The organism is Streptomyces sp. NRRL F-525 (genome assembly GCF_000716605.1).
Taxonomy (GTDB): domain Bacteria; phylum Actinomycetota; class Actinomycetes; order Streptomycetales; family Streptomycetaceae; genus Streptomyces.
In genome coordinates, this window is the sequence record NZ_JNXE01000030.1 from 52,955 (window position 1) to 76,565 (window position 23,611).

A 23,611-nucleotide genomic window follows, 5' to 3' on the forward strand; every position below is an offset into this window, starting at 1 on the left:
CTCACCGAGGGAGCCCGCTCATGTCCGGCTGGAACGAACACGGCATCCCCGACCAGCGCGGCCGGGTCGCCGTCGTCACCGGGGCCAACAGCGGGCTCGGCTACGTCACCGCGCGCGAGCTGGCCCGTAAGGGTGCCCGGGTCGTGCTCGCCTGCCGGAGCGAAGTGCGGGGGAGTGAGGCCGCCGACCGGATCGTGGCCGAAGTGCCGGGCGCCGAGGCGCAGTTCGGGCGGTTGGATCTCGGGGATCTGGCCTCCGTGCGGGAGTTCGCGGACACCTTCCCCTACGAGCGGCTCGATCTGCTCGTCAACAACGCCGGGGTCATGGCGATGCCGTACGGCACCACGGTGGACGGGTTCGAGACGCAGTTCGGGGTCAACCACCTGGGGCACTTCGCGCTCACCGGGCTGTTGCTGCCGGCGCTGCTCGACGCTCCCGACGCCCGGATCGTCACGCTCTCCAGCTTCATGCACCTGCTCGCCAACATCGACATCGACGACCTCAACAGTGAGCGCCGGTACAGCCGTTGGACCGCGTACTCCCGTTCCAAGACCGCCAACCTGCTCTTCACGCACGAGCTGGCGCGGCGGCTCGCGGCGGCCGGTTCGGGGGTGATCGCGGCCGCCGCCCACCCCGGGTACGCAGCCACCAACCTCCAGACCGCCGGGCCGCAGGCGGAAGGGCGCAGGGGCGCCGAGCGGTTCATGGAGATCGGCAACCGTGTCTTCGCCCAGTCCGCGGAGGCCGGCGCGCTGCCCTCCCTCTACGCGGCCACCGCCCCCGACGTACGCCCTGACGCGTTCTTCGGCCCCCGCGTCGCGATGTGGCGCGGGGCACCGGCACCGTCCTGGCGGGCACCCTGGACCCTCAACGACGCGATGGGGCAACGGCTTTGGGTCGCTTCGGAGGAGCTGACGGGGGTCGTCTACGACCAACTCAAGCCGTGAGTCGTTGAGTTGCCCGCCTCTACGCCGTCGCGCCGCTGTCCACCACCAGGTCCGTGCCCACCACCGACGCCGCGTCGTCCGAGGCCAAGTACAGGACGGCGGCGGCCACTTCGGACGTGGCGGAGATACGGCCCAGGGGGAGCGTGGCCCGTACGCGTTCGGCTCGGTCGGCCTCCGTCTCGCCCGCGCGCAGGGACATCGGGGTGTCCGTGGCGCCGGGGCTGACCACGTTGATGCGGACGCCCTCGCGGATGTGGTCGACGGCGGCGCCCTTGCTCAGCACGGCTACGGCGGCCTTGGACGCGGCGTAGGCGGCGGCGCCGGGGCTGCTCGTGTGCACGCCGAAGGTCGATGCCACGTTGACGATCGCGCCGCCGGACGGCTGGGTGCGCATCTGCCGGATCTCCGCCTGGAGCGCTAGGAAGACTCCGGTGACGTTGATGTCGAGTTGGGCGCGCCAGTCCTCCTCGGTGAGGTCGGCGAGGGGGCGTCCGCCCCGGAAGATCCCCGCGTTGTTGACGGCCACGTCGAGCGAGCCGTAGCGGTCTACGGCTGCCTGGACCAGGGCTTGGGCGTCAACTGCCCTCGATACGTCGGCAGTTACCGCGAGGGCCTTGCCGCCCCCGGCCTCGATCAACGCGACGGTCTCGTCGAGTGGTTCGCGTCGCCGTCCTGCTACGACGACGTTGGCGCCCTCCGCCGCGAACGCGAGGGCGATGGCGCGCCCGATACCAGAGCCCGCCCCGGTGACGAGCGCGGTCCTGCCGGAGAAGCGGGTTGGTGTGTTGCGGCTGGTCATGATCTCCCCTTTTCTTGACCGATCAGTTCAATATGAGGGCATAAGAAAAGGCCCTGAACAGCGGGGTGTCTCAGTCCAGCAACGTCAACGCCTGCTCGGCCGCGTCCCGCACCCGCGCCGGGTCCCCGGACGCCCGGCCGACCACCCGCAGCCCCTGCATCAGCACCAGCAGCACGCGCGCGAGGCCGAGCGGATCGCGGTCGGCCGGCAACTCGCCCTGCGCCTGCGCCCGCACCAGCGCCGAACGCAACACCGCCTCCAACTGGTCCCAGTTGCGCTCCACCAGCCGGGTCGCGGCCACGTCGTGCGGGGCTAGTTCCGCCGCCGTGTTGGTCACCAGGCAGCCCAGCGCCCGGAGTTGCTCGTTCGCCGCCTCGGCCGCGTACCGCCGTACGATCGCCCGCACGGGCGGCAGCGCGGGCCCCGGCTGGGACAACTCCCGCACCATCGGGGTGAGTCCGGCCCGGTCGTAGCTCTCCAGGGCCTTCAGGTAGAGCTCGTGCTTGTTGCCGAAGGTCGCGTAGATGCTGGCCCGGCCGACGCCCAAGTGCTCGACGAGGTCGGACATCGACGTCGCCTCGTAGCCGCGCCGCCAGAACAGCTCCAGGGCTGCCCGCAGCGCGGCCTCGGGATCGAACTCCTTGGTCCTGGCCATGTCCAGCAGCCTAGGTCCGTCTAGAACGATCAGTCAAGAATTGCTACCAAGGTGCACAGGGCCCCGCCGGTCAAGCGAACTCCGGGATCAGCTCGCCCACCCGCCGGATGCTGTCCATCACCCGCTCATGCGGGATCGCCCCCACCTGCTGGAAGCACATCAACCGGTCGATGCCCGCGTCCGCATACGCCCGCAGCTTCTTGCGGCACGTGTCGGGGCTGCCGACGATCAGGGAATCCTGCGCCATCAGCGCCTCGAACAACTCGTCCTCGGGGACGGTCTCGCCCTGGAGGATGCGGCCGATGGCCAGTTGGGCCGCGTTGGGGGCCGTGTCGACCTCGTCGCGCAGGAACGCGCCGGTCAGGCCGCCGCCGGCCGGGTCGGCGAGGATGCCCTGCTGGATCGTCATCGTCTCGACGAACGCGTCCGCCGCCTCGAAGAAGGTGAGCGCCCGGGCCGTGTACCAGGCCGCCGCCGCTGCGGCGCCCGATCGGAGTGCCTCCTCATCGGTCTCCGCGCAATGGACGAACGTGAAGAACGCGATCTGGTCGTTGACGAAGGCACCGGCCGGCTGTTCACAGTTGGCTACGGCCTCGCGGTACAGCTCGACCAGCCGCGCCACCCGGGTCAGCGGTTCCCAGAGGGTCGTGCCCAGGACGCCCACCCCGCGCCGGCCCGCCTCCTCGAACGACGCCGGGCTGGACGCCGCCTGCCACAGGGGCGGGTGCGGGTGTTGGAGGGGTGCCGGTACGAGTGGCTGGTCGCCGGCGCCCGTCCACAGCCGGGGTATCTCCTCGAAGGCCCGCTGGGTCTGGGCGCGGGCGCCCGCCGGGTCCACGCCGAACATGCGCCACTCCGGCGCCGTGGAACGCGTCAGGCCCAGCTCCACCCGGCCGCCGCTCAACTGGTCCAGCCAGGCGGCCCGTTCGGCAACCCGGCGCGGGTGGTTGATCTCGGCCGGTGCCAACACCGCCGCGTGGCCGAGCCGTATCCGGGACGTGCGCTGCGACAGCGCCGCCAGCAGCAACTCCGGCGCCGAGCTGAGGCTGAACTCCGCCGCGCCGTGGTGCTCCACCTGCCACCAGCAGTCGTACCCGAACTCGTCGGCGAGCACGGCCTGTTCGACCGCCTCCGTGATCCGCCGGTGTTCGTGGTCCTCGGTCGCCCACGGCCTGGGGTCCTGGATCTCGCTGAACATGTCGAGCTTCACGTACTGAACTGCCCTTCTCTTCAGCCGACTTGTGATGGGAAGCGCTCCCACGCGGCCGGATCAGATTGTCAGGGAAGTGTGTTACGGCCGTGATGTTCCGCTGTGAGGCTCATGTGCAGGTCGCGGCTCAAGGCGACCGGTCCCGCCGCAGTGACGCCACCAGCAACTCGGTGAACTGTGTCGCCGACCAGGACGGCCGCCGCCCCGTCGCCGTCTGCACCTGCGCCTCGCGCTGCCGGAACACCGGGTGGTCGACGGGGACGTACGTCACGCCCTCGGTCGCGGCGCTCTGCTCTGTGTCGCCGAGATCACCGAGATCGCCGACGAGGGCGAGGCCGCCTCCCGCCCGCACGAACTCGTACTGCGGAGCGAGGCTGTCGCAGACCAGCGCCGGACGGACTGTGATCCCCTCCAACTGCGCCCCGATGTCGACGAGTTCACGCTGACTGGTGCCCGGCGAGGCCAGCGCGAGCGGGTACGCGCACAGGTCGGCGAGGCTGATGCGATCCCGCCCGGCGAGTACGTGGCCGAGCGGGACGATCGCCGTCACCGGGACCACGACCGCGCACTCGACGCGGACGTCGTGCTGCGGGCCCATCGTGTAGGTGACGGCGACGTCGGCTAGCCCCTCGACCACGCGGCGGGTCGCCTCCTGGCGGGCGACCACGTCCACGCGGAAGGCCACGTCGGGGTGTTCGCGCCGGAAGCCGGCGATCGCCCGCGGGACCAGCCGTCGCGCGAACCCCTCCGAACAGGCGACCGCGACACTGCGCGCCTCCGCACCCCGCCCCGTCCTCAACTCCTCGACCAGCGTGGTCGATTCGGTCTCCGTGCGCCGGGCGTGGGCCAGCAGCCGCGAGCCGGCCTCGGTCAGGGCCATCCCGCGCGGATGCCGGGCGAACAGCGGGACCCCGATGCCGGACTCCAGCTTGGCGATCTGCCTGCTGATCGCCGAGGGCGCGACATTCAGGGCGTGCGCCGCCTCGGTCACCGATCCGGTGCGGGCGACCTCCAGGAAGTAGGCGAGATTCACCGGCAGAAGCTGCATGGGGTCCCTTGATGGTCATGTACTGCGTTGCCGAAAGTAGAACGCTTCACGTCACAAACGGCAATGGTCGCCCGCCCGATTCCGCCCTACTCTGCTGGAACGACGAGAGCGCACCGCCCGCCCCACCGCCGCCCTCCCTGGAGAAATCTTCCCGTGATCCCTGAGAAACTGGCCCGTAAAGCCGAGGAGTTCGTCGACTCGGGTGCCTTCTTCACCGAGCTGGCCACCATGGTCGCGTACGCCACGGAGAGTTCCCGACCGGAGGGCCGCCTTGCCATTGAGGCATACCTCGACGAGTTCCTGACCCCCGCCCTGACCGCCCTCGGCTGCGAGGTCGCCCGCTACGACAACCCCGATCCGGCGGCCGGTCCCTTCCTGATCGGCACCCGCGTCGAGTCCCCCGACCTCCCGACCGTGCTCGTCTACGGCCACGCCGACGTCGTCGAGGGCCAGGCCGGCCGGTGGAGCGAGGGCCGCGACCCGTGGACGCTGACCGCCGAGGGCGACCGCTGGTACGGGCGCGGCTCCGCCGACAACAAGGGCCAGCATCTGGTCAATCTGGCCGCGCTGCGCCTACTCCTCGCCGACCAGGGCTCGTTGGGCTTCAACCTGACCTTCCTACTGGAGTCCGGCGAGGAGATCGGCTCGCCCGGGCTCGCCGAATTCGCCGCCCAACACCGGGAGTTGCTGCGCGCCGACGTGCTCGTCGCCTCGGACGGGCCACGCCTGGACGCCACGACCCCGACACTGTTCCTCGGCGCGCGCGGCGGCCTAGGGCTCCAACTCACCGCCGATCTACGGCCGGACGCCTACCACTCCGGCAACTGGGGCGGCCTGCTGCGGAACCCCGCGACCACCCTCGCCGGTGCCGTCGCGACCCTGGTCGACGGCCACGGCCGTATCCGCGTACCGGAGTTGCTGCCGCCCCCGATCCCGCAGGAGGTCCGCGAGGCACTCGCCGGGGTCACCGTCGCCGCCTCGCCCGGCGACCCGGTACCGGACGAGGGCTGGGGCGAGCCCCAACTGTCCGCCGCCGAACGGCTCTACGCCTGGAACACCCTCGAAGTCCTCGCCCTCGGCGCGGCCGACGCCGACCGGCCGGTCAACGCGATCCCGGGCAGCGCCCGCGCGGTCCTCCAACTCCGTTACGTCGTAGGCACCGACGCAGACAAGGCCGCCGAGGCCGTCGCCCGGCATCTGGCCGAGCACGGGTACCCGATGGTCGACGTCCGAGTGCTCGGGAGCTTCGCCGCGAGCCGCACCCCGCTCGACGACCCGTGGGTGCGCTGGACCAGGACCACGCTCGAAGAGGTCACGGGCGGCCCGATCGCCGTGCTGCCCAACATCGGCGGCTCCCTGCCCAACGCCGTCTTCACCGACGTCCTCGGCCTGCCGACCCTCTGGCTGCCCCACTCCTACCCCGGTTGCCTCCAACACGCCCCCGACGAGCACCTGTTGGCGCCGATCGCCCGCGAGGGCCTCGTCCTGGCGGCCGGCCTCTTCCACGCGCTCGGCCGTCCATCGGCGGACCGCCCGCTCCCCGTACAGCACTGATAGCCCCCGAGTCTCGGCACCCGCACCCCGTCCGGCACACCCCTCCCCAACACCCGCCGGAAGGACCCCCGATGACCGCTCCGTCCCCCCAGCCCATCCAGTCCACCCACCCCGACGACACCCGCGCGCCGAATCGCCCCACCGCCCGCCGTGCCATCGCGGTGGCCAGCATCGGCAACGCGCTCGAATTCTTCGACCTCGCCCTCTACGCGCTGATGGCCTCCTACATCGGCCGCACGTTCTTCCCCGGCGGCAACCCCGGCGTCCAACTGGTGCAGGCCTACGCCGTGTTCGGCGTGACGTATCTGATCCGGCCGCTCGGCGGGCTGCTGCTCGGGGCGTACGCGGACCGCAACGGCCGTAAGAAAGCACTGGTGTTGTCGATCCGGCTCATGGTGCTCGGCACGCTGCTGCTCGCGGTGATGCCCGGGTACTCGACCCTCGGCATCGCGTCGACCCTGGGGATCGTGCTCGCGCGGCTGATCCAAGGGTTCGCCGCCGGGGGCGAGTTCGGGGCGGCGACGTCGTTCCTGGTCGAGCAGGACGAGCGGCGCAAGAGTTTCCTCGGCAGCTTCCAGTTCGCCAGTCAGGGGTTGTCGACCCTCATGGCGGCAGGCTTCGCGGCGGTTCTCACGGCGGTGCTGTCGGATGCGCAGATGACGTCGTGGGGGTGGCGCGTGCCGTTCGCCTTCGGGCTGCTGATCGGTCCCGTGGGCTACTTCGTACGGCGCTACATGGACGAATCCCCGGTGCTGGCAGCGGAGTTGGAGTCGGCGGCCCCGAAGCCCTCGCCGATCGTGTCGGTCTTCCGCGACCACTGGGGCGGGCTGCTGATCGCCGGCGGTGCGCTGATCGTCTCGACGGCGCTGAACTTCATGCTGCAGTACCTGCCGACGTACGGCATCGGTCAACTGGGCCTGGACGCCTCGCTGTCGTTCACCGCGCTGTTCATCGCCGGGGCCGTCCTGACCTTCGTCACCCCGCTCGTGGGGCTGCTGGGCGACCGCCACGGCAGGCTGCGTTTCATGATCCCGACCGCGGTGCTGATCGGCGTGAGCGTCGTCCCGCTCTTCCTGTGGCTCAACGCCTCGCCGTCGTTCCTCACGTTCGCGCTGTGCACCACAGTCCTCGCCCTGCTCAAGGCGGTGTACTTCGGCACGCTGCCGTCGGTGATGGCCGACGTCTTCCCGGCCCGGGCCCGCGCGACGGGCCTGTCCTTCAGCTACAACACGACGGTCGCGCTCTTCGGCGGCTTCACCCCGACGATCGCCGCGGCCCTGATCGAGGCGACCGGCTCGCCGGTGGCACCGGGCTACTACCTGTTGGCCACGGCCGTGTTGAGCACCGCGGCCCTGACGACCGCGCTGCGCACGCACCGCATCCGGTGAGGAACGGCGGCGTACGTCCGGTGTGTCACCGCGCCCGCACCTCGTACGTCGCCACCCGCACCGACGCGTCGTCCAGACACTCCCCGGAGATCAGGTCGAACCGCTGCTTGAGCAGCGGTGACGCGACGAACGGGCGGCCCTGGTGGGTGCCGGTAAGCCCGCGGGAGAGCACCGCCGCGCCGCTGAACGGGTCGCGGTTGTCGATGCCGTAGAGGCTGCCGGAGCGGTCGCGGAAGAGGGCGACCTGGGAGCCGTCGGGCAGCAGGGCCGCCACTCCGCGGCCGGGGGTGAGGCGGTCGAGGTCGCAGACCGTGAACCAGCCTTCCGCCAGCCGGAGTTGGACCTTCAGGTCGGTCGTCTCGGGAGCCAGGGTCATCGCTGGGCGCTTCCTTCCAGGACGTCGGCGGGCTGCTGGGGCCGCATGCCGATGGTCAGCAACGGCAGGTCGGGCTTGATCTGGTCGCGCTCGGGGACGAAGCCGACGACCGGGTCGGGGGTGTCCGGCGCGTTCACGAAGGACACGAACCGGGCCAGTTTCTCCGGGTCGTTGATGGTCGTGGCCCACTCGTCGCGATACCCGGCGACATGCGCGGCCATCAGCGACTCCAACTCCCCGCAGATACCGAGCGAGTCCGCCACGACCACGTCCCGTACGTGGTCCAAGCCGCCCGGAATCCGCTCCAGCCACACGCTCGTACGCTCCAAGCGGTCGGCCGTACGGATGTAGAACATGAGGAACCGGTCGATCAGGCGCACCAGTTCGGCATCGGACAGGTCCTTGGCAAGGAGGTCCGCGTGACGCGGAGTCGCGCCGCCGTTGCCGCCGACGTACAGGTTCCAGCCGTTGGCGGTGGCGATGATCCCGAAGTCCTTCGACTGGGCCTCGGCGCACTCGCGGGCGCAGCCGGAGACGGCCGACTTGAGCTTGTGCGGGGAGCGCAGCCCCCGATAGCGCAGCTCCAGGTCGATCGCCATCCGGACCGAGTCCTGCACGCCGTAACGGCACCAGGTCTGCCCCACACAGGACTTGACCGTCCGCAGGGCCTTTCCGTACGCGTGGCCCGACTCGAAACCGGCGTCCACCAACCTGGCCCAGATCAGCGGGAGTTGCTCCACCCGTGCGCCGAACAGGTCGATGCGCTGACCGCCGGTGATCTTCGTGTAGAGGCCGAAGTCGCGGGCCACCTCGCCGATCACGATGAGTTTCTCGGGGGTGATCTCGCCGCCGGGGATGCGCGGCACGACCGAATAGGAGCCGTTCTTCTGCAAGTTGGCGAGGAAGTGGTCGTTGCTGTCCTGCAGGGCCGCCTGTTCGCCGTCGAGGACATAACCGCTCGCGCCGATCGTCGGAGCGAGGGATGCGATGATCGACGCCACCGTCGGCTTGCAGATCTCGCAGCCGTCGCCGCCCCGGGCGCCCTCGCGGCCATAGCGATCCAGCATGTCCTGGTAGGAGTTGACACGCAGTGCGAGGGCGATCTCGTACAACTCCTCGCGGGTCTGCGCGAAGCAGCCGCACAGGCCCTTGTCGACCTCGACGCCGTTCGCCTCCAGCTCGGCGGTGACCAGCTGGCCGAGCACCTTGACGCAACTCCCGCAGCCCGTACCGGCCTTGGTGCACTTCTTCACCTCCGGCACGCTCGCGCAGGAGTGGTCCGTCACCGCGCCGCGGATCGCGCCCTTGCTGACGTTGTGGCAGGAGCAGATGACGGCCGCGTCGGGCAGCGCGGAGGGACCGAGCTGGACGGCGCCCCCGGAACCGGCCGGCAGCACCAACTGCTCGGGGGAGACCGGCGGTACGGACCCGGTGAACGCGCGCAGGGTGCCGTACGCGTCCGCGTCGCCGACCAGGATGCCGCCCAGCAGCTCGCCGCCCCGGCCGATCACCAGCTTCTTGTACGTCCCCGCCCGCGCGTCGGAGTAGACGACGTCGAGGCAGTCCGCGGTCGCGCCGTGCGCGTCGCCGAAGGACGCCACGTCCACGCCGAGCAGCTTCAGCTTGGTCGACAAGTCGGCGCCGGTGAAGGCGGATTCGTCCTGGGCGATGGTCGCGGCGGCGGTCTCCGCCTGCTCGTAACCGGGCGCCACCAACCCGTACACCCGGCCGTCCGCCGCCAGCGCGCACTCGCCGATCGCGAACACGTGCGGGTCGGTGACCGTACGGCACTGCTCGTCGACCGTGATGCCGCCGCGCTCACCGACCGACAGGCCCGAGGTGCGGGCGAGTTGGTCGCGGGGGCGGACACCGGCGCTGAACACCACCATGTCCGTGGCGAGTTGGGAACCGTCGGACAGCTTCATGCCGGTGACGGCGCCGTCCGCGTCGGCGAGGATCTCCTGCGTACCGGTCCCCGTGTGGACCGTCAGGCCCATGTCCTCGATGGTGCGCAGCAGGGCCGCGCCACCGCCCGCGTCGACCTGCACCGGCATCAGCCGGGGCGCGAACTCCACGATGTGCGTGGTCAGTCCGAGCCCCTTGAGCGCACCAGCGGCTTCCAGCCCGAGCAGCCCACCCCCCACCACGGCACCCGTCGTCGCCCGCGACCCGGCGTACTCCTCGATCGCGAGCAGGTCCTCGATCGTGCGATAGACGAAACAGCCCTCGGCGTCCTTGCCCGGAACGGGCGGCACGAACGGATACGAGCCGGTGGCGAGGACGAGCGTGTCGTACTCAACTGCCAGGCCGGAGCGGGCGGTTACGGTTCTCGCCGCCCGGTCGATCGTCTCCGCCGGGTCGCCGACGTACAGCTCGATCCCGTGGTCCGCGATGAACTCCGCGTCCGTGAGCGAGAGTTCCTCGGGTGTGCGGCCCGAGAAGTACGAGGTGAGCTGGACGCGGTCGTAGGCAGGACGCGGTTCCTCGCACAGCACGACCACGCGGTGCGTCGCCGTCAGGCCGCGCTCGGCGAGCGCTTCGAGGAAGCGCTGACCGACCATGCCGTGGCCGACGAGCACGATGGTGGGCACCACACGCGGATTCGAGGTCATGCCCAGGAGCCTGCGACGCCGGTGTTACCCGACCGCATCCCACCTGTTTCCCGCGAGGAACGCTGCCCTCAGCGGGAGCGCGCGGGGGGTGTGAGGGTTCGGGGCGCGCGCCGGGGGAGCGGTGTGAGGTTCGGTTAACCGAACCCCCGGGTCCCGTGCAGGCACCATCGTGTGCGCCGTGCGGCGGCGGAAGGCTGGAGGCATCGGTTCACAGCAGCTCACACGGGCTGCGCCGACACCCGTACACCGACTCCACGTCGCCGACCCATGTGCAGGGGGATGCACCATGACCACCACCCGCGATCTGCCCACCCGACCGCCCGCCCCGGACCCGACCTCCGCCCACGCCCGGAACCTCGTCCGCGCCCCGTTCACCGCCACCACCTGGCGCCGCACCGCCTACGCGCTCCTCGCCCTCCCGCTGGGCCTGGCCTGCATCCCGCTCGCCCTCCTCGGCGCCCCCACGGCCCGCTGGCAGCGCGGGCTCGCCCACCGCTTCCTGGACACGGAGATCTCGGGCACAGCGCGCGCCGGCGGCCTGCCCCACGCCCTCCTCGCCACCCCGCTCAACCTGGTCACCGCGTTCATTACGCTCTACGGCTGGGCGATCGTCCCCATGAACCTCGGCTGGCCGCTCCGCGCGGGCGACGACTACTCCGGCGCCTGGGGCGGCCCGACCTTCGCCGGAGCGTGGGCCTTCCACGCGGTGATCGGCGGCATCGGCTTCCTCCTCCTGATGCCGTGGGTGGTGCGAGGCCTGACCGCCGTGCAGGTCCGTGTCGCCAGGGCGCTCCTCTCCTAGGTTGATCCCATGCCGAGCCTCCGCTCCCGTCTCCGCTCCCTCGCCACCGCCACCTTCGGCCGCCCCGCCCTGGCCGCCGTCCTCTACGGCGTGCTGGCCCTCCCGCTCGCCCTCGTCGGCTTCTTCCTCACGCTCGTCGGGCTGGCGTTCGGCGGGGCGCTGTCGGTGACCACGCTCGGCCTGTGGCTGCTGGCGGCGACCGTGCGCGGCGCGCTGGCGCTGGGCGCGCTGCAACGCGGTCTCGCCCGGCGGCTGTTGGGCCTGGACATCGAGGAGCCGGGAGCGCCGGGCGGCAGCGGGATCCTGGGGTGGCGGCGCGGAGTGCTGCTCGACCGGTCCGGCTGGCGCGCCGTCGGCTGCGCGCTGCTGACGCCGTTCACCGCCGTCTTCGCGTACGCCGCCGTCGTCATCGGATACGTCTACGGCGTCCTGCTCACCCTCCACCCGCTGCTCAAGCGCTGGAACTACAACACGGTTCACGGCACCGACGGCTCCGCGGACCGCCACGTGTCACTGGAGTTCTTCGGCCACCAACTCGACTCCTGGCCACGCTGGTTGATCCCGTTCGCGGCCGGGCTGCTGTTGCTGGCAGTCGCCCCGCTCCTCCTTCGCTACGCCCTCGGCCCGCACCGCGCCCTGCTGACCGTGCTGCTCGGCCCCGACGCCGCGACCCGCCGGATCCGGACCCTGGAGGAGACCCGCGCCCGAGCCGTCGACGACGCCGCGCAGACCCTTCGCCGTATCGAACGAGACCTGCACGACGGAACCCAGGCCCGCCTCGTCGCCCTGGCCATGCACCTCACCCTGATCCGCGAACTGGTCACCGCAGGCGCCGAACCCGACCGCGTCCTCACCGTCGTGGACACGGCCCAGGGCAACGCGACCCAGGCCATCACCGACCTGCGCCACCTGGTCAAGGGCATCCATCCGCCCGTACTCGACGAGGGACTGCACGCCGCCCTCACCACCCTCGCCGCCGACAGCGCCCTCCCCGTCACCCTCACCACCGACATCGGCACCCGCCCCACCCCGGCCGTCGAGACCATCGCCTACTTCTGCGCGGCCGAACTCCTCGCCAACGCCACGAAACACGCCCACGCCACGGCAGCCACCGTCGACGTCACCGCCCGCGACGGCCTCCTCCGCCTCCTCGTCACCGACGACGGACAGGGCGGCGCGCTGATCGGCGCGGGCTCCGGCCTGACCGGCCTCCTGGCCCGCGTCCGCACGGTCGACGGCACACTGACCTGCGACAGCCCGCCCGGAGGCCCTACGGTGGTCACGGTCGAACTGCCCCACATCTGACCCGACACGACCTGAACGGAGCCGTATGCGCGTCGTCATCGCCGAGGACTCGGCCCTGCTGCGCGACGGCCTGGTCCAGTTGCTCCAACTCCGGGACGTGGAGGTGGTCGCGGCGGTGGGCGACGCGGAGTCCCTGCTGACCGCCGTCGCGGCCCACGCACCCGACGTAGCCGTCGTGGACATCCGCCTCCCGCCCACCCAGACGGACGAGGGCGTACGAGCGGCCGTACAACTACGCGACCGGCACCCCGCGACCGGCGTCCTGCTCTTCTCTCAGTACGTCGAGACGACCCACGCGGCCCAACTCCTCGGCAACCCGGCCGGGTTCGGGTACCTGCTCAAGGAACGGGTCGTGGACATCAGGGAGTTCGTCGGAGCGCTGGAACGCGTCGCGGCCGGCGGCACCGCACTCGACCCCGAGGTGGTGGCCCAACTCTTCGGCGCCGCCCGCCGATCCACCGCCCTCGACACCCTCACCCCGCGCGAACGCGAGGTCCTGGCGCTGATGGCGGAGGGCCGCACGAACCACGCGATCGCCACCGCGTTCACGGTCTCGGAACGAGCCGTGGAGAAACACGTGGCCAACATCTTCGCGAAGCTCGACCTGCCGCCTTCGGAGACGGGAAACCGCCGGGTGCTGGCGGTACTCCGCTACCTGGAAACGGCCCGCTGAGGCCCGCCGAGGCTCACCACCCCCTCAACGGTCGCAGTCCTCTGCCTCCCCGTCCTCGCGGGCACCCCGGCACCGGCACGTTCCTGGTCCTCGCGCTCACCGTCGTGCGATCGACCGGGTTCGGCCCGGTCCAACTCGCCCCGCGCGTCGAGTTCGTCCAGGACCGTCCGGTGGATCCGACGCCACAGCCCGCTCGTCACACGGAGCGGTCCCGCCGCCCTGCGGACGGGAGTTGAACGACGGCGACAACGGAGCGGCCAGCTCCCGCAGACCATCAGAAAATCCCGAACTCATCATTCACGCTCCGGGCAGGATGCCTCTGTGCATCACATCCTGTGCGGGCTCGCCGCCAATCCAGCCCTGTCGTCCGAGCTGGTCGACCGGCTGATATCCATCGCGGACGACGACATCGCCATGGACCTCGCCTGTCGCGCGGACCTCAGCCGCGCACAGGCGGTCGCGTTGGCCGAGCGCGTCGACGCGAGCGCGGTGCGGCTCGCGCACGAGGGCCGGCTGACCGCCGCCGACGTCGATCCCTCTGTCTGGCCGGATGCCGCCCTCGCCCTGCTCGACCACGGTGTCGGCCGCCCGGAGTGGGCGCGCCTCCTCGCGGCGGACCGGGTCCGTGAGCGCCGGGAGAAGCTGGCCGCCTGCCCCGGCCTCCCGTCCGACGTGGTGGACACGCTCGCGGCGGACCCGGACGTACGTGTCGTCGCCGAACTCGCGTTGTGGACCACCCCGGACGTGGCCGCGAGCCTCGCCGCGCATCCGCACGCCGAGGTACGCCGCGCGGTGGCGGGCAACGAGGCGACACCCCCCGCCGTACTGGCGGCGTTGCTGACCGGAGAAGGGCTGCCTGCGGCGCGACACTGCCTCGTCTGTGACCGCGAGGAGACCCCCTTCGTTCACGATCGGCAGTGCCCACGGCTCGACTGCGATCTACCGCCGGGCGCCTACTGCGACGGCTCCCACGAGTCCACCGTCCATGGCATGCGGGAGGCGGCACTGCGTAACCCCGCCACCCCCGTCGAAGCCGTCGTCGGTTTCGTGGACCATCCGTCGATGCTGTTGCGCTGGGCGCTCGCCGCCCGCCGGGACCTGCCCCGGCAGGCGTGTGCGCGGCTCGCCTCGGACCCCGTTCCCGGTGTGCGCGCCGACCTTGCCGAGAATCCCGTGATCGACGATGCCCTGATCCGTGTGCTGGCCGGTGACCGCGACCCCGACGTGCGCCGCAGGCTCGCGCACCATCCCCGCGTGCCGCTCGACGTGCTCACCCGGCTGGCCCGAACTGCCAAGATCGGCAACACCCTTCTGCCCCGTATCGCCACCGCTTCTCCCGCCGAGGTGGAAGAACTGGCCGAGTCATCGGACCCGGCTGCCCGCATGCTCGTGGCCCACCTACGAAATGTGCCACCCGCGATACGCGACCGTCTGGCCGACGACCCCGACGCGAAGGTGGTCAAGGCCCTCGCTCCGCATCCCGGCCTCACCGAAGCGCAGTTGCGCGCCATGGTCGACCGGCACGGCGTCCGCGTTCTGGCCAAGGTGGCGACCAACCCGGACGCACCCCCGGCACTGCTGGAGGAACTGGTCCGGCACAGTCCGACGGTGCAGAAGGTGTTCCGTGAGGTGGCCCGGCATCGCGGAGCAACGGCCTCGGCCCTGCTCGTCTGCCTCGCGGACAGACAGGCAAGACCCGTGGCCGCCCGCCATCCATCACTCCCGCCACCGGTCGTCGTAGAGCTGCTCGCCGACGCGGACTGGCAGGTAGTGGAGGCAGCAGCAGCCAACCCGTCCCTGCCGCTTGCCGTGCTGTCCGATCTGGTGTGCCCGCAGTGAGAGTTCCACCCGCGGCTCCGCCGCGTGGGCGCGACCAGCCACAGCGGACTTGCAGACGACGCACGGCCCTTCCCTGGAAGCCCCTACCGACTCCCACTCAGGTGCGCGAACACGACGACATTCCCCTGATACCCCGTCGCCCGCGAATACCCGCCCCCACACGTGATCACCCTCAACTCGGGCCGCCGCGCAGCCCCGTACACCTTCTGATCCGGAAACCGGCTCGCCTGATACACCTCGACCGCGTCCACCGTGAACAGCGCGACGCTCCCGTCCAACCGGTCCAACTCGATCGTGTTGCCCTTCTTCAGGGCACCGAGGTCGTAGAAGACGGCAGGCCCGTCGGCGTTGTCGACATGCCCCGCGACGACCGCCGTACCGGTCTCACCCGGGGTGGTCCCGGCCTCGTACCACCCGGCGAGGTTCTTCTTCGCGGCCGGGGGCACGTCCAGGCTGCCGGCGCTCGTCAGCTTGAGGCCCATCAGCGGGGCGTTCACATGGATGGCCGGGATACGGATGCGGTCCGGAGGCGACGGCGGCAGGGCACGCGCCGCGGTGCGCCCGGCGACCGGGTCGGGCCGGCCCTCGGCGGCGGACGGCTGCGGCGGAGCGTTCGTATCGGAACCGCTGGTCAACAGCCACGCGCCGGTGCACAGCGCGACCACGGTGACGGCCCCTATCGCGGTGTTGCCGAGACGCATAACGCACCCCTCTCCAGTAACTGGCCCCGCGCCCCCTCCGAGCCACGAGGGGCGTCGGACCCGGAGGGGGACGGGACGTGCGGTACCGGCGGACGGACAGCGGAGGGTGTCCGTCAGAACCTGTCGCCTCTCGCCCGGCGATGCAGGAGCCAGGTACCGCCCGCGGCGGCGACGGCGAGAGCCGCCACGCCGGCCGCGGTCTGCACGGGGTCGGGGCCCAAGGCGCCACCGACCCCCGTCTTCACACTGCCCCGCGGCTGCACCTGCTGCCGCATCGAGGCCAGCGTCACCATCAGATCGCCGCTGACCTGCCGCCCGTCCGTGCACTTCGCGACGATCTCGTACGTCCCCGGCTGCGCACTCGGCGGCACCTTGAACTGCCCGATGGCGTCGCCCTCGTGCGCGCTCGGCGCCAGCGTGAACGTGCCGGCGCCCACCGCGCTGGCATCACCGGCGGCCGTACCGTCGTCGCCGCACGCCGCCGTGTTGACCGTGACGTCGCCGCCCGGCACGGCGTTCGACGGGAACACCTCCAGACTGCCGGTCTCGCCGCCGTAGGCCGGCGCGGTCGCGAGACCCGCGGCGGCTACGGCGAGCGCGGTGCCGGTCAGCAGACGGGCGGTACGACGCATCGGTGCTCCTCCGAGCTGTGGTTGGCTGCCCTTCCGAGGTAAGTGGCACCGGGCCGAGCCCGCTTCCTGAGCGAGCGTCAGAATTGCGGTGAATGGGTGTCAGAAAGAGCCTCCGACACGCCTTCTCGACGCTGTTTCAGCAGGTCATAGCGGTACGACGGGCTACGGCGAAACCCGTCCCGGAGAAGAACCCGAAGAGCGCAAGCCGCGCGTGTGAACGGGTGACCGGGCGCCGCCGGCGAGGCCGAGGTCGGCAGCCCTTGACCTCAAGAATGGTTAAGGTACGACGCTGCCCGCATGGACACCGACATCACCCCCACGCAGTCGCTCACCGTGACCGTCGTCATCGGCAGCAACCGCCACGGCCGCTTCGGCCCGGTCGTCGCCGACTGGCTCCTCACCCACGTCCGCGACCACCCCGACCTCACCCTCCAGGTCGTCGACGTGGCCGACACCGGCCACCTGCCCACGACCCTCGCGCCGACCCCGGAGGCCACCGCCGCACTCGCCGGCATTACCCCGAAACTGTCCTCCGCCGACGCCTTCGTCGTCCTCACCCCTGAGTACAACCACTCCTACCCGGCCGGCCTCAAGAACCTGATCGACTGGCACTTCACCGAGTGGCGCGCCAAGCCCGTCGCCCTCGTCTCCTACGGCGGCCTCGCGGGCGGCCTGCGCGCGGTGGAGCACCTGCGCCAGGTCTTCGCCGAACTCCACGCCGTGACGGTCCGCGACACCGTCTCCTTCCACAACGCGGGCGCGTCCTTCGACGACGACGGCCGCCTCAAGGACCCGTCGGCCCCGGACGCGGCGGCGAAGGCGATGCTGGACCAACTGGTGTGGTGGGGAAGGGCGTTGAAGGACGCGCGCCGGGTGCGGCCGTTGGCCTGAGGAGAAAGGATCCAACGAAAAAAGGGGCGGCCGACAAAAGTCGGCCGCCCCCTTCACACCACCACGCGGAGGTGTCAGAAACCGAAGACGCCCTCGAACGTGCCACGGTCCCAGTCGTGGTCCGTCTTGGTGGTCGAGGAGTAGACGGGGCCGACGTGGTCGATGACACCGGCGAACATCGTGTTGTCGACGTGCCCGGAGCCCTGCGAGCCGGTGCCCTGGACGAGCGCGCCGTCGTCGTGGGGGAACGGGCCGTCGCCGTGGGCGAGGGCGGCACCCGCGCCACCGAGCAGGATGCCGACGGCGAGGACGGACGTGGTCAGGGCGGAACGCATACGCATGACTACTCCAATGATCTCTGGATGACGCGCCGGAAAACGGGCACGTCGGGCCGGACAACCCCTAAACGATCACTGGAAACGTCGTGCCACCTCCATGACGCCACGTGGATCACCCGATGATTCACTCGAACGGGACCCCGAACCGCGCCATAAGAACCGCACCGCCGGAGCATGCATCCCGGCATGAGTGTGGACAAGGCGTACTTCACCGTCGGGGCCACCGTGTCCACGTACGACCTCGACGCGGACGCGGCCGACCCGGCGCAGGACTGGCAACTGGGCGCGGCCTGGGGCGGGTTGCCGCCCGGCTGGGAGGAGGGCATCGACGCGGCGGTCGACCTCGGCCAGGAGCATCTCTACGTCTTCCGGGGCACGGAGTACGTCCGCATCCCGTTCGCCACCCAGACCGTCGACGACGGCTACCCGCTCCCGACCCGCGACAACTGGTCCGGCCTCTCCTTCGACACCGTCGACGCGGTCATGAACTGGTCCGACGGAAAGCTCTACTTCTTCAGCGGCCCGCAGTACGTCCGCTACGACATCGCCGCCGACCGCCAGGACCCCGGTTACCCCAAGCCGATCGCCGACGGCTGGAGCGGCGTCACCGCCGACTGGATCGGCGACGGCATCGACGGCGCGCTCAACCCCGGCAACGGCCGGGCGTACCTCTTCAAGGGCACCGAGTACGTGGCCATCGACTGGCACACCAAGAAACAGGAGGACGGCTACCCGCTCACCACCGCCGACCAGTGGTCAGGCCTCACCGGCCCCTACGACGCGATCTGGTCCAACGCGGCCACCACGCCCCCGAGTTCGAGCAAGGCCGCCCAATTCAAGCTCTCCTACGGCGAGTTCGCCACCGCCAGCGAGACGGCGACCGGCGTCCCCGCACTCGTCACGCTCGGCCAGGCGGCGCTGGAGTCCGGCTGGGGCACGGCAGCCCCCGGCAACAACTTCTTCGGCATCAAGGCGAAGGCGACCGACCCGCCCGGGAGCCGTCAACTGCTGCGGACCCAGGAGGTGTTGGACCGCCCCGACGTGCAGTTCCCCGAGGTCATCTCGGTGACGCAGCGCCCGGACGGCAAGTACCTGTACGTCGTCCGCGACTGGTTCCGCGTCTACGCGACCCCCGAGGAGTCCTTCACGGCCCATGGCAACTACCTCCGGAACAACGCCCGTTACGCGCCCGCGTTCGAGCACACCGACGATCCGTACGCCTTCGCGCGGGCGGTCGCGGACGCGGGGTACGCGACGGCGACGAACTACTACGACTCCCTCGCGTCCGTGATGCGGAACATCGAGGCCGCCACCTGAGCCTCGTCGAAGTCGCCCCCCTCGCACGGGGTTCACTTATCCGGGTGAACAGTCAGAAGTCACCGTATGAGCGGTATATGACCCGGGCAGGACGGGGCCATGGGATACCAACTGGGGGATCTGGGGCGGACGTTCCGCGACCAGATGTACAACGTGCTCACCGGCGGCGACGGCAGCGTCCCGCCGGCCAAGTCCAGCTTCATCACCTGGTGCATGCCCGGACTGCCGTACCAGGAGGCGGACTTCGCGTTCGCCGCGCAGGGCATCGGCACCGGAGCGACCGCGGCGGAGGACAAGCTCCTGCTCCAGCAGGCGTACAACTTCTCCTCGCTCATCGACTTCATCCCGGACGTGACCTCGGGGTACTCCTCGGGCCGCCAGGACGGGGTGTGGCGCAACGCGAGCGGTGCCCGGCTGAGCGAGATCTACGGCCAGATCCTCAAGTTCTCCAAGGTCGTCGACGACCAGCTCACCGACGACCAGAAGGCCAAACTGGACCGGTTCCGGGGCCTGTTGAGGGTGACGCGCACGGTGAAGGACATCGTCACCGAGCAGGAGAAGCAGGTCACCGAGGACAGCCCCATGCTCAAGGCCTACAAGGCGTGCATGTAGGCGTACGTCACCGCCGCGCTGTCGTACAACAACAAGCGCATCGCCGCGCAGGCGGCCGTGGGCGAGTCCGGCAAGCAGGCGGTCGCGGACTGGGCGGCCAACGCGCAGCTGTACTCGATGCAGGTCGCGGCCGCGATGGACGACTGGACGTCGAGCGGGTACCGCAACGAGGTCGAGGAGATCAACGCCTACATCGACCAGACCACCGAGAAGTCGATGCTCCTGTGGAAGCGCAACCTGGAGCGCTTCTACGAGGAGGCGAACACCAACGCGCTGGGCCCGGGCCAGTCCTTCTACTACACGACGGTCGTCCCCGGTGACTTCGCGACCTCGAACGGCTGGACCGCGTACTCGATGTACCACCAGATGGTGGACTCCCACAGCCACTACGAGACGACGTCCTGGTCGGCGGGCGGCGGTCTGAACTTCGGCCTGTGGAGCGCGAGTTCGGGCGTCACCTCCAACTCCCAGGACTACAGCGAGAACTACCAGGTCGACGACTTCTCGATGTCCTTCGAGATGGCCCAGGTCCAGGTCGTACGGCCGTGGTTCTACCCGGAGTTCCTGGAGAACCGCGGCTGGGACCTGCGCCAGGGGCAGGGCTGGAACTACGACCAGATGCCGTCCGACGGCGGCGACCCGCCCCAGGGCCGCTTCATCGGCTATCCGCTCCAGGCCCTGTTCATCAGGAACCTCACCATCCACTCCGCCTCGCTGGCCCAGGCGTTGCAGACCCACCAGAGCTCCGTGTCGGTCAACGCGAGTGTCGGCTGGGGCCCGTTCACCGTGAAGGGCAGCTACAGCCACTCCGAGTCGGACCAGCACTTCCACTCCGAGAACGACGGCGCCACCATCACCGTCCCCGGCATGCAGATCATCGGCTTCGTCAACCACCTCCTGGACAAGACACCGAACCTGCTCGACGGCCTCGACCCCGACCAACTCGTCTAGGGCGGCGGCCGGTTATGAACGAGACCGCAGCGGTGTGGGCCGCGTCCCCGGTGGACGCGGCGGCCATGTTCGGCCTGGGCGCGTACTTCCGGAACCTGCTCACCGACCCCGAGCACCTGGTGAGCGTCCCCGTGACGCCGATCGTCTACCAGGACAGCATGTTCCGCTTCGGCGGCGCGTTGGACGCGCCCCGGGCCACGGTCTGGTCCGAGTTCTGCGAACTCGTCAACAGGGTCCCCACGCAACCCACTTGGGCGCCCCCGTCGACCGTCCACCTGTGGGGAATCTACGGCGAGGTACTCGGCGCCGACCTGGCCGGCTCCACCCTCACCCTCGAGGAACACCAGCGCTACGACAAGGCGGTCGCGTACCTCTACGACACCGGCGCCGACGGAGTCTTCGTCCCCTCGGCCGCCCTGCGCGACTACCGCACGGCCCGCCAGGCGTGGCTCCAGGCCGACACGGACTACCACCAGGCGGAACAGACGGCGACGATGTCGACCGACCAGACCGTCCGCGACCACTGGACCCACGTCGACGAACCCCGGCTCCGCCAGGCCAGGGACGACGCCATGGACGCCTGGCAGACCGCGGGCCACAAGGCCGAGGTGGAGGACGCCCTGCGCGAGACCTCCGAACTCGCCTCGAAGGCCCCCTCCAGCATCTGGAAACGGCACCGCGACACCTTCAACCCGAACCTCCCCGACCAGTACACGACCGCCCCCAACGGCACGCGTTTCGCGCCCACTTACTACTCACCGGACGGCGCGCTGGACGACCCCTGGTCGAGAGTCGTGCTCTCGGACGACATGCTCCGCACCCTGGCCGCCCAGGCACCGGCGGAGCTCCGGTCGGCGTTCGGCGACCGGGCCACCGACGACACGGTCTTCTCCCTCGCCTTTGAATACCGCGTGGTGTCCGTGATCCGCCCCTGGCTGGACCCGCCGATGGAACTCTTCGGCTCCCGCGCCTGGCGCCTCTCGTCAGGCGTCGCCCCGCTGAGCGACGGCGCCACCCCACCGCACGGCCGCTGCCCGGCGTACGTCGAATCGGTCGCCCTGGCCCGCAACATCGAGCTGATCCGCCAGGCCGTCGGTTACACCGAGACCCCCGGCGAGACCACCCTTCACGGCACCTGGACCCTCGACCTCGACAACGGCATCGCGGGCGGCGACATGAACACCGCCGACCTGTGGTGGGAGTGGATGACGGAGACCACCGCCCAGTTGGTGCCCAGCTCCCACGCCGGAATCGTCAACCTCGGCCAGGTCGACTACGACGCCTTCGACGGCCACCGCCTCTCGACCCTCACCTACGGCAGCACCCCCCTCACCGGCAACCCGAACGCGAGCAACCAACTGGTCACCGGGGACGTGTTCGCCGTACGCACGACGGAGGGCCGCTTCGCCAAGGTGCAGGTGGTCCAGTACGGCTACGACCTCCAACTCCGCTGGGTGGCCTACCAGCAGGCGACCTCCGCGATGCAGAGCAGCGTCACCGCACCGGACGACGTGTTCCTCGCCGGGTTCGTGTGCCGGCAACTCCCGAAGAGTCCCGACCCTGACCCGGCACTGACATGGTGACCCCCGAACTCGCCGTGCACGGCCTCGTGTTGCTCGGCACGGACACGGTGTACGCCGTCCACATGCCCACGTTCACCGCGCCGTACGACTTCCAGGCGGTCCTGCGGGTGACCCTGGACACGGACACCTACCGCACGGCCCGCAAGCGCTACGGCACGTCGGCCCTGTTCACGATCAGCCCACCCACCCTCCTCCTCAAGGACCTTGAGCCGGGCGCGACCTTCCCCGCCGACCTCTACTTCGGCCGCTTCGGTAGGGACGGCGAGTTGCTGGGGGAGGTGAGGGTGAGGATCGAGGAGCGGCTGTATGTCGGCCACCCGACCGAGCCCACTGGTGAACCGGCGCCCCTCCGCTACGTCCTCTTCGGCCGCGAACAGCTCTACTTGGCCCACGCCCTCACCCGCCCCCCGGACTTCGACCAGGTGCTGACCGCTCAACTCGCGGGGGAGTGGCTGGCGTTGGGCGCCGCGGCGGAGACGGCAGCGCACCTGGTGACGATCCCGAACCGCCCGAACGACCTGGCCGGACGCCTGCACCCGGGCGAGCAACTCACCACTGGGGAAACGGAGTTGCAGGTGCTGGCGGAGGTTTACCTGGAGACGGCCGACCTGGCGGAAGGGGCTTAACGGGCAAGCCGTAGCGACAGCCCGTCCAGGACGACATCGAGGCCGTAGGCGAATTTACTGTCGCGCAGGGTCACCGGATCGGTGCTCGTGACGGTCGACTCGGCGTAGGAACCGGCGAGATGGGCGTGACCGGCGGCGGCCTGCTGGGCGGCCGGCATCAGGCGGGCGATGAACTCGGCCTCGGTCTCGCCGGACCGCGCGACCGTGGTGAGCCAGGCGGCCTCGGTCGTGCTCATCCCGATCGTGTACGACAGCACCGCGTCGATCGCGCCGCTCGGCTCGGGGAATCCGACGGTCGTGAACAGCGCGGCGAGCCGTTCGGTGAAGGACATGAGGTTCGGGCCGAGGTAGGCGAGCCCGGCCTGCCCGAGCACCGAGGACAGCCAGCGGTGCCGTAGCGCGGTCGTACGGAAGGAGGCGGCGGCCTCGGTGACGGCGGCGCGCCAGTCGGCGGTGTCCGCGGCCGGGACGTGGATCTCGGCGGCGACCTCGTCGACGGCCAGTTCCATCAGCTCGTCCTTGGTCGCGACATGCCGGTAGAGGGAGGTCGCGCCGGCGTTGAGGCGGGCGCCGAGCTTGCGCATGCTCAGCGCCTCGATGCCGTCGGCGTCCAGCATCGCGATCGCCTCGCGCACGATCGCGTCCCTGCTGAGCGCTGGCTGGTCGGCCGCGCGCTGCTCGCGGGCCCACACGGAGGGGATGGGGTTCGGCGTGGTCCTGGCGGCCATGACGGGTCTCCTTCGTGCGGGCCG

Annotated in this window: 23 protein-coding genes; 13 read left to right on the forward strand and 10 right to left on the reverse strand. The window is 70.6% G+C overall.

Going from position 1 to position 23,611, the window contains the following annotated elements:
- Positions 1-20: 20 nt before the first annotated feature.
- Positions 21-947 carry an oxidoreductase gene (locus OO69_RS33685; RefSeq protein WP_033284672.1) on the forward strand — a complete coding sequence of 309 codons (927 nt, stop codon included), beginning with the start codon at positions 21-23 and terminating at the stop codon, positions 945-947.
- A 19-nt stretch (positions 948-966) separates the two neighbouring features.
- Here the strand turns inward: OO69_RS33685 and OO69_RS33690 are convergent, their stop codons facing one another.
- The 4 genes from OO69_RS33690 to OO69_RS33705 form a co-directional block, all read right to left on the reverse strand.
- On the reverse strand, positions 967-1,746 hold the full coding sequence (locus OO69_RS33690; protein WP_033284673.1) for an SDR family NAD(P)-dependent oxidoreductase: 780 nt from the start codon (positions 1,744-1,746) through the stop codon (positions 967-969).
- A 70-nt stretch (positions 1,747-1,816) separates the two neighbouring features.
- Positions 1,817-2,401: a TetR/AcrR family transcriptional regulator gene (locus tag OO69_RS33695; protein WP_033284674.1), complete on the reverse strand. Its 585-nt coding sequence runs from the start codon at positions 2,399-2,401 to the stop codon at positions 1,817-1,819.
- Between the two features lie 70 nt (positions 2,402-2,471).
- Positions 2,472-3,611 carry an LLM class flavin-dependent oxidoreductase gene (locus OO69_RS33700; protein WP_033284675.1) on the reverse strand — a complete coding sequence of 380 codons (1,140 nt, stop codon included), beginning with the start codon at positions 3,609-3,611 and terminating at the stop codon, positions 2,472-2,474.
- Between the two features lie 127 nt (positions 3,612-3,738).
- Positions 3,739-4,659 carry a LysR family transcriptional regulator gene (locus OO69_RS33705; protein WP_033284676.1) on the reverse strand — a complete coding sequence of 307 codons (921 nt, stop codon included), beginning with the start codon at positions 4,657-4,659 and terminating at the stop codon, positions 3,739-3,741.
- Positions 4,660-4,812: 153 nt separating this feature from the next.
- Between OO69_RS33705 and OO69_RS33710 the strand changes: the two genes are divergently transcribed.
- Entirely contained in the window at positions 4,813-6,213 is a 1,401-nt protein-coding gene (locus OO69_RS33710) for a M20 family metallopeptidase (protein WP_033284677.1), read from the forward strand.
- A 71-nt stretch (positions 6,214-6,284) separates the two neighbouring features.
- Positions 6,285-7,601, forward strand: coding sequence for an MFS transporter (locus tag OO69_RS33715; RefSeq protein WP_033284678.1), 1,317 nt, complete (start codon positions 6,285-6,287; stop codon positions 7,599-7,601).
- Positions 7,602-7,626: 25 nt separating this feature from the next.
- Here OO69_RS33715 and nirD read toward each other — a convergent pair whose 3' ends face one another.
- Both nirD and nirB read right to left on the reverse strand, forming a co-directional pair.
- The gene (gene nirD / locus OO69_RS33720; protein ID WP_033284679.1) at positions 7,627-7,977 is read right to left on the reverse strand and encodes a nitrite reductase small subunit NirD; all 351 of its coding nucleotides are present in this window, start codon (positions 7,975-7,977) and stop codon (positions 7,627-7,629) included.
- A complete protein-coding gene (nirB, locus tag OO69_RS33725) occupies positions 7,974-10,589 on the reverse strand; it encodes a nitrite reductase large subunit NirB (RefSeq protein ID WP_033284680.1) in 2,616 nt (871 codons plus the stop codon). Before nirB ends, nirD begins: the two co-directional genes overlap by 4 nt.
- Before the next feature lie 286 nt (positions 10,590-10,875).
- Here nirB and OO69_RS33730 point away from each other — a divergent pair, with 286 nt between their 5' ends.
- The 4 genes from OO69_RS33730 (at position 10,876) to OO69_RS33750 (ending at position 15,208) form a co-directional block, all read left to right on the forward strand.
- Positions 10,876-11,391, forward strand: coding sequence for a hypothetical protein (locus OO69_RS33730; RefSeq protein ID WP_033284681.1), 516 nt, complete (start codon positions 10,876-10,878; stop codon positions 11,389-11,391).
- Between the two features lie 9 nt (positions 11,392-11,400).
- A complete protein-coding gene (locus tag OO69_RS33735) occupies positions 11,401-12,696 on the forward strand; it encodes a sensor histidine kinase (RefSeq protein WP_033284682.1) in 1,296 nt (431 codons plus the stop codon).
- 25 nt (positions 12,697-12,721) lie between these two features.
- A complete protein-coding gene (locus OO69_RS33740) occupies positions 12,722-13,369 on the forward strand; it encodes a LuxR C-terminal-related transcriptional regulator (RefSeq protein ID WP_033284683.1) in 648 nt (215 codons plus the stop codon).
- A gap of 321 nt (positions 13,370-13,690) precedes the next feature.
- The gene (locus OO69_RS33750; protein WP_033284685.1) at positions 13,691-15,208 is read left to right on the forward strand and encodes a hypothetical protein; all 1,518 of its coding nucleotides are present in this window, start codon (positions 13,691-13,693) and stop codon (positions 15,206-15,208) included.
- Positions 15,209-15,291: 83 nt separating this feature from the next.
- Here the strand turns inward: OO69_RS33750 and OO69_RS33755 are convergent, their stop codons facing one another.
- Both OO69_RS33755 and OO69_RS33760 read right to left on the reverse strand, forming a co-directional pair.
- The gene (locus tag OO69_RS33755) at positions 15,292-15,909 is read right to left on the reverse strand and encodes a class F sortase (RefSeq protein WP_033284686.1); all 618 of its coding nucleotides are present in this window, start codon (positions 15,907-15,909) and stop codon (positions 15,292-15,294) included.
- A 113-nt stretch (positions 15,910-16,022) separates the two neighbouring features.
- Positions 16,023-16,541 (reverse strand): hypothetical protein, encoded by a 519-nt coding sequence (locus tag OO69_RS33760; protein WP_033284687.1) that lies wholly within the window; start codon positions 16,539-16,541, stop codon positions 16,023-16,025.
- A 297-nt stretch (positions 16,542-16,838) separates the two neighbouring features.
- Here OO69_RS33760 and OO69_RS33765 point away from each other — a divergent pair, with 297 nt between their 5' ends.
- Positions 16,839-17,432 carry an NADPH-dependent FMN reductase gene (locus OO69_RS33765; RefSeq protein WP_033284688.1) on the forward strand — a complete coding sequence of 198 codons (594 nt, stop codon included), beginning with the start codon at positions 16,839-16,841 and terminating at the stop codon, positions 17,430-17,432.
- 74 nt (positions 17,433-17,506) lie between these two features.
- Here the strand turns inward: OO69_RS33765 and OO69_RS33770 are convergent, their stop codons facing one another.
- Complete coding sequence (locus OO69_RS33770) at positions 17,507-17,773, reverse strand: hypothetical protein (protein WP_033284689.1); 267 nt, start codon at positions 17,771-17,773, stop codon at positions 17,507-17,509.
- Between the two features lie 183 nt (positions 17,774-17,956).
- Here OO69_RS33770 and OO69_RS33775 point away from each other — a divergent pair, with 183 nt between their 5' ends.
- The 5 genes from OO69_RS33775 to OO69_RS33790 all read left to right on the forward strand — a co-directional run bounded on the left by OO69_RS33775 (position 17,957) and on the right by OO69_RS33790 (position 22,859).
- Positions 17,957-19,087, forward strand: coding sequence for a hemopexin repeat-containing protein (locus OO69_RS33775; protein WP_033284690.1), 1,131 nt, complete (start codon positions 17,957-17,959; stop codon positions 19,085-19,087).
- 99 nt (positions 19,088-19,186) lie between these two features.
- On the forward strand, positions 19,187-19,699 hold the full coding sequence (locus tag OO69_RS53160; protein WP_234444594.1) for a hypothetical protein: 513 nt from the start codon (positions 19,187-19,189) through the stop codon (positions 19,697-19,699).
- A gap of 57 nt (positions 19,700-19,756) precedes the next feature.
- Complete coding sequence (locus OO69_RS53165; protein ID WP_234444595.1) at positions 19,757-20,650, forward strand: hypothetical protein; 894 nt, start codon at positions 19,757-19,759, stop codon at positions 20,648-20,650.
- A 14-nt stretch (positions 20,651-20,664) separates the two neighbouring features.
- Positions 20,665-22,233, forward strand: a complete 1,569-nt coding sequence (locus tag OO69_RS33785) for a hypothetical protein (RefSeq protein ID WP_158713451.1) — start codon at positions 20,665-20,667, stop codon at positions 22,231-22,233.
- Positions 22,227-22,859 (forward strand): hypothetical protein, encoded by a 633-nt coding sequence (locus OO69_RS33790; protein WP_033284692.1) that lies wholly within the window; start codon positions 22,227-22,229, stop codon positions 22,857-22,859. Before OO69_RS33785 ends, OO69_RS33790 begins: the two co-directional genes overlap by 7 nt.
- Here OO69_RS33790 and OO69_RS33795 read toward each other — a convergent pair.
- Positions 22,856-23,587, reverse strand: coding sequence for a TetR/AcrR family transcriptional regulator (locus tag OO69_RS33795; protein ID WP_033284693.1), 732 nt, complete (start codon positions 23,585-23,587; stop codon positions 22,856-22,858). The genes OO69_RS33790 and OO69_RS33795 overlap by 4 nt on opposite strands.
- Positions 23,588-23,611 lie beyond the last annotated feature (24 nt).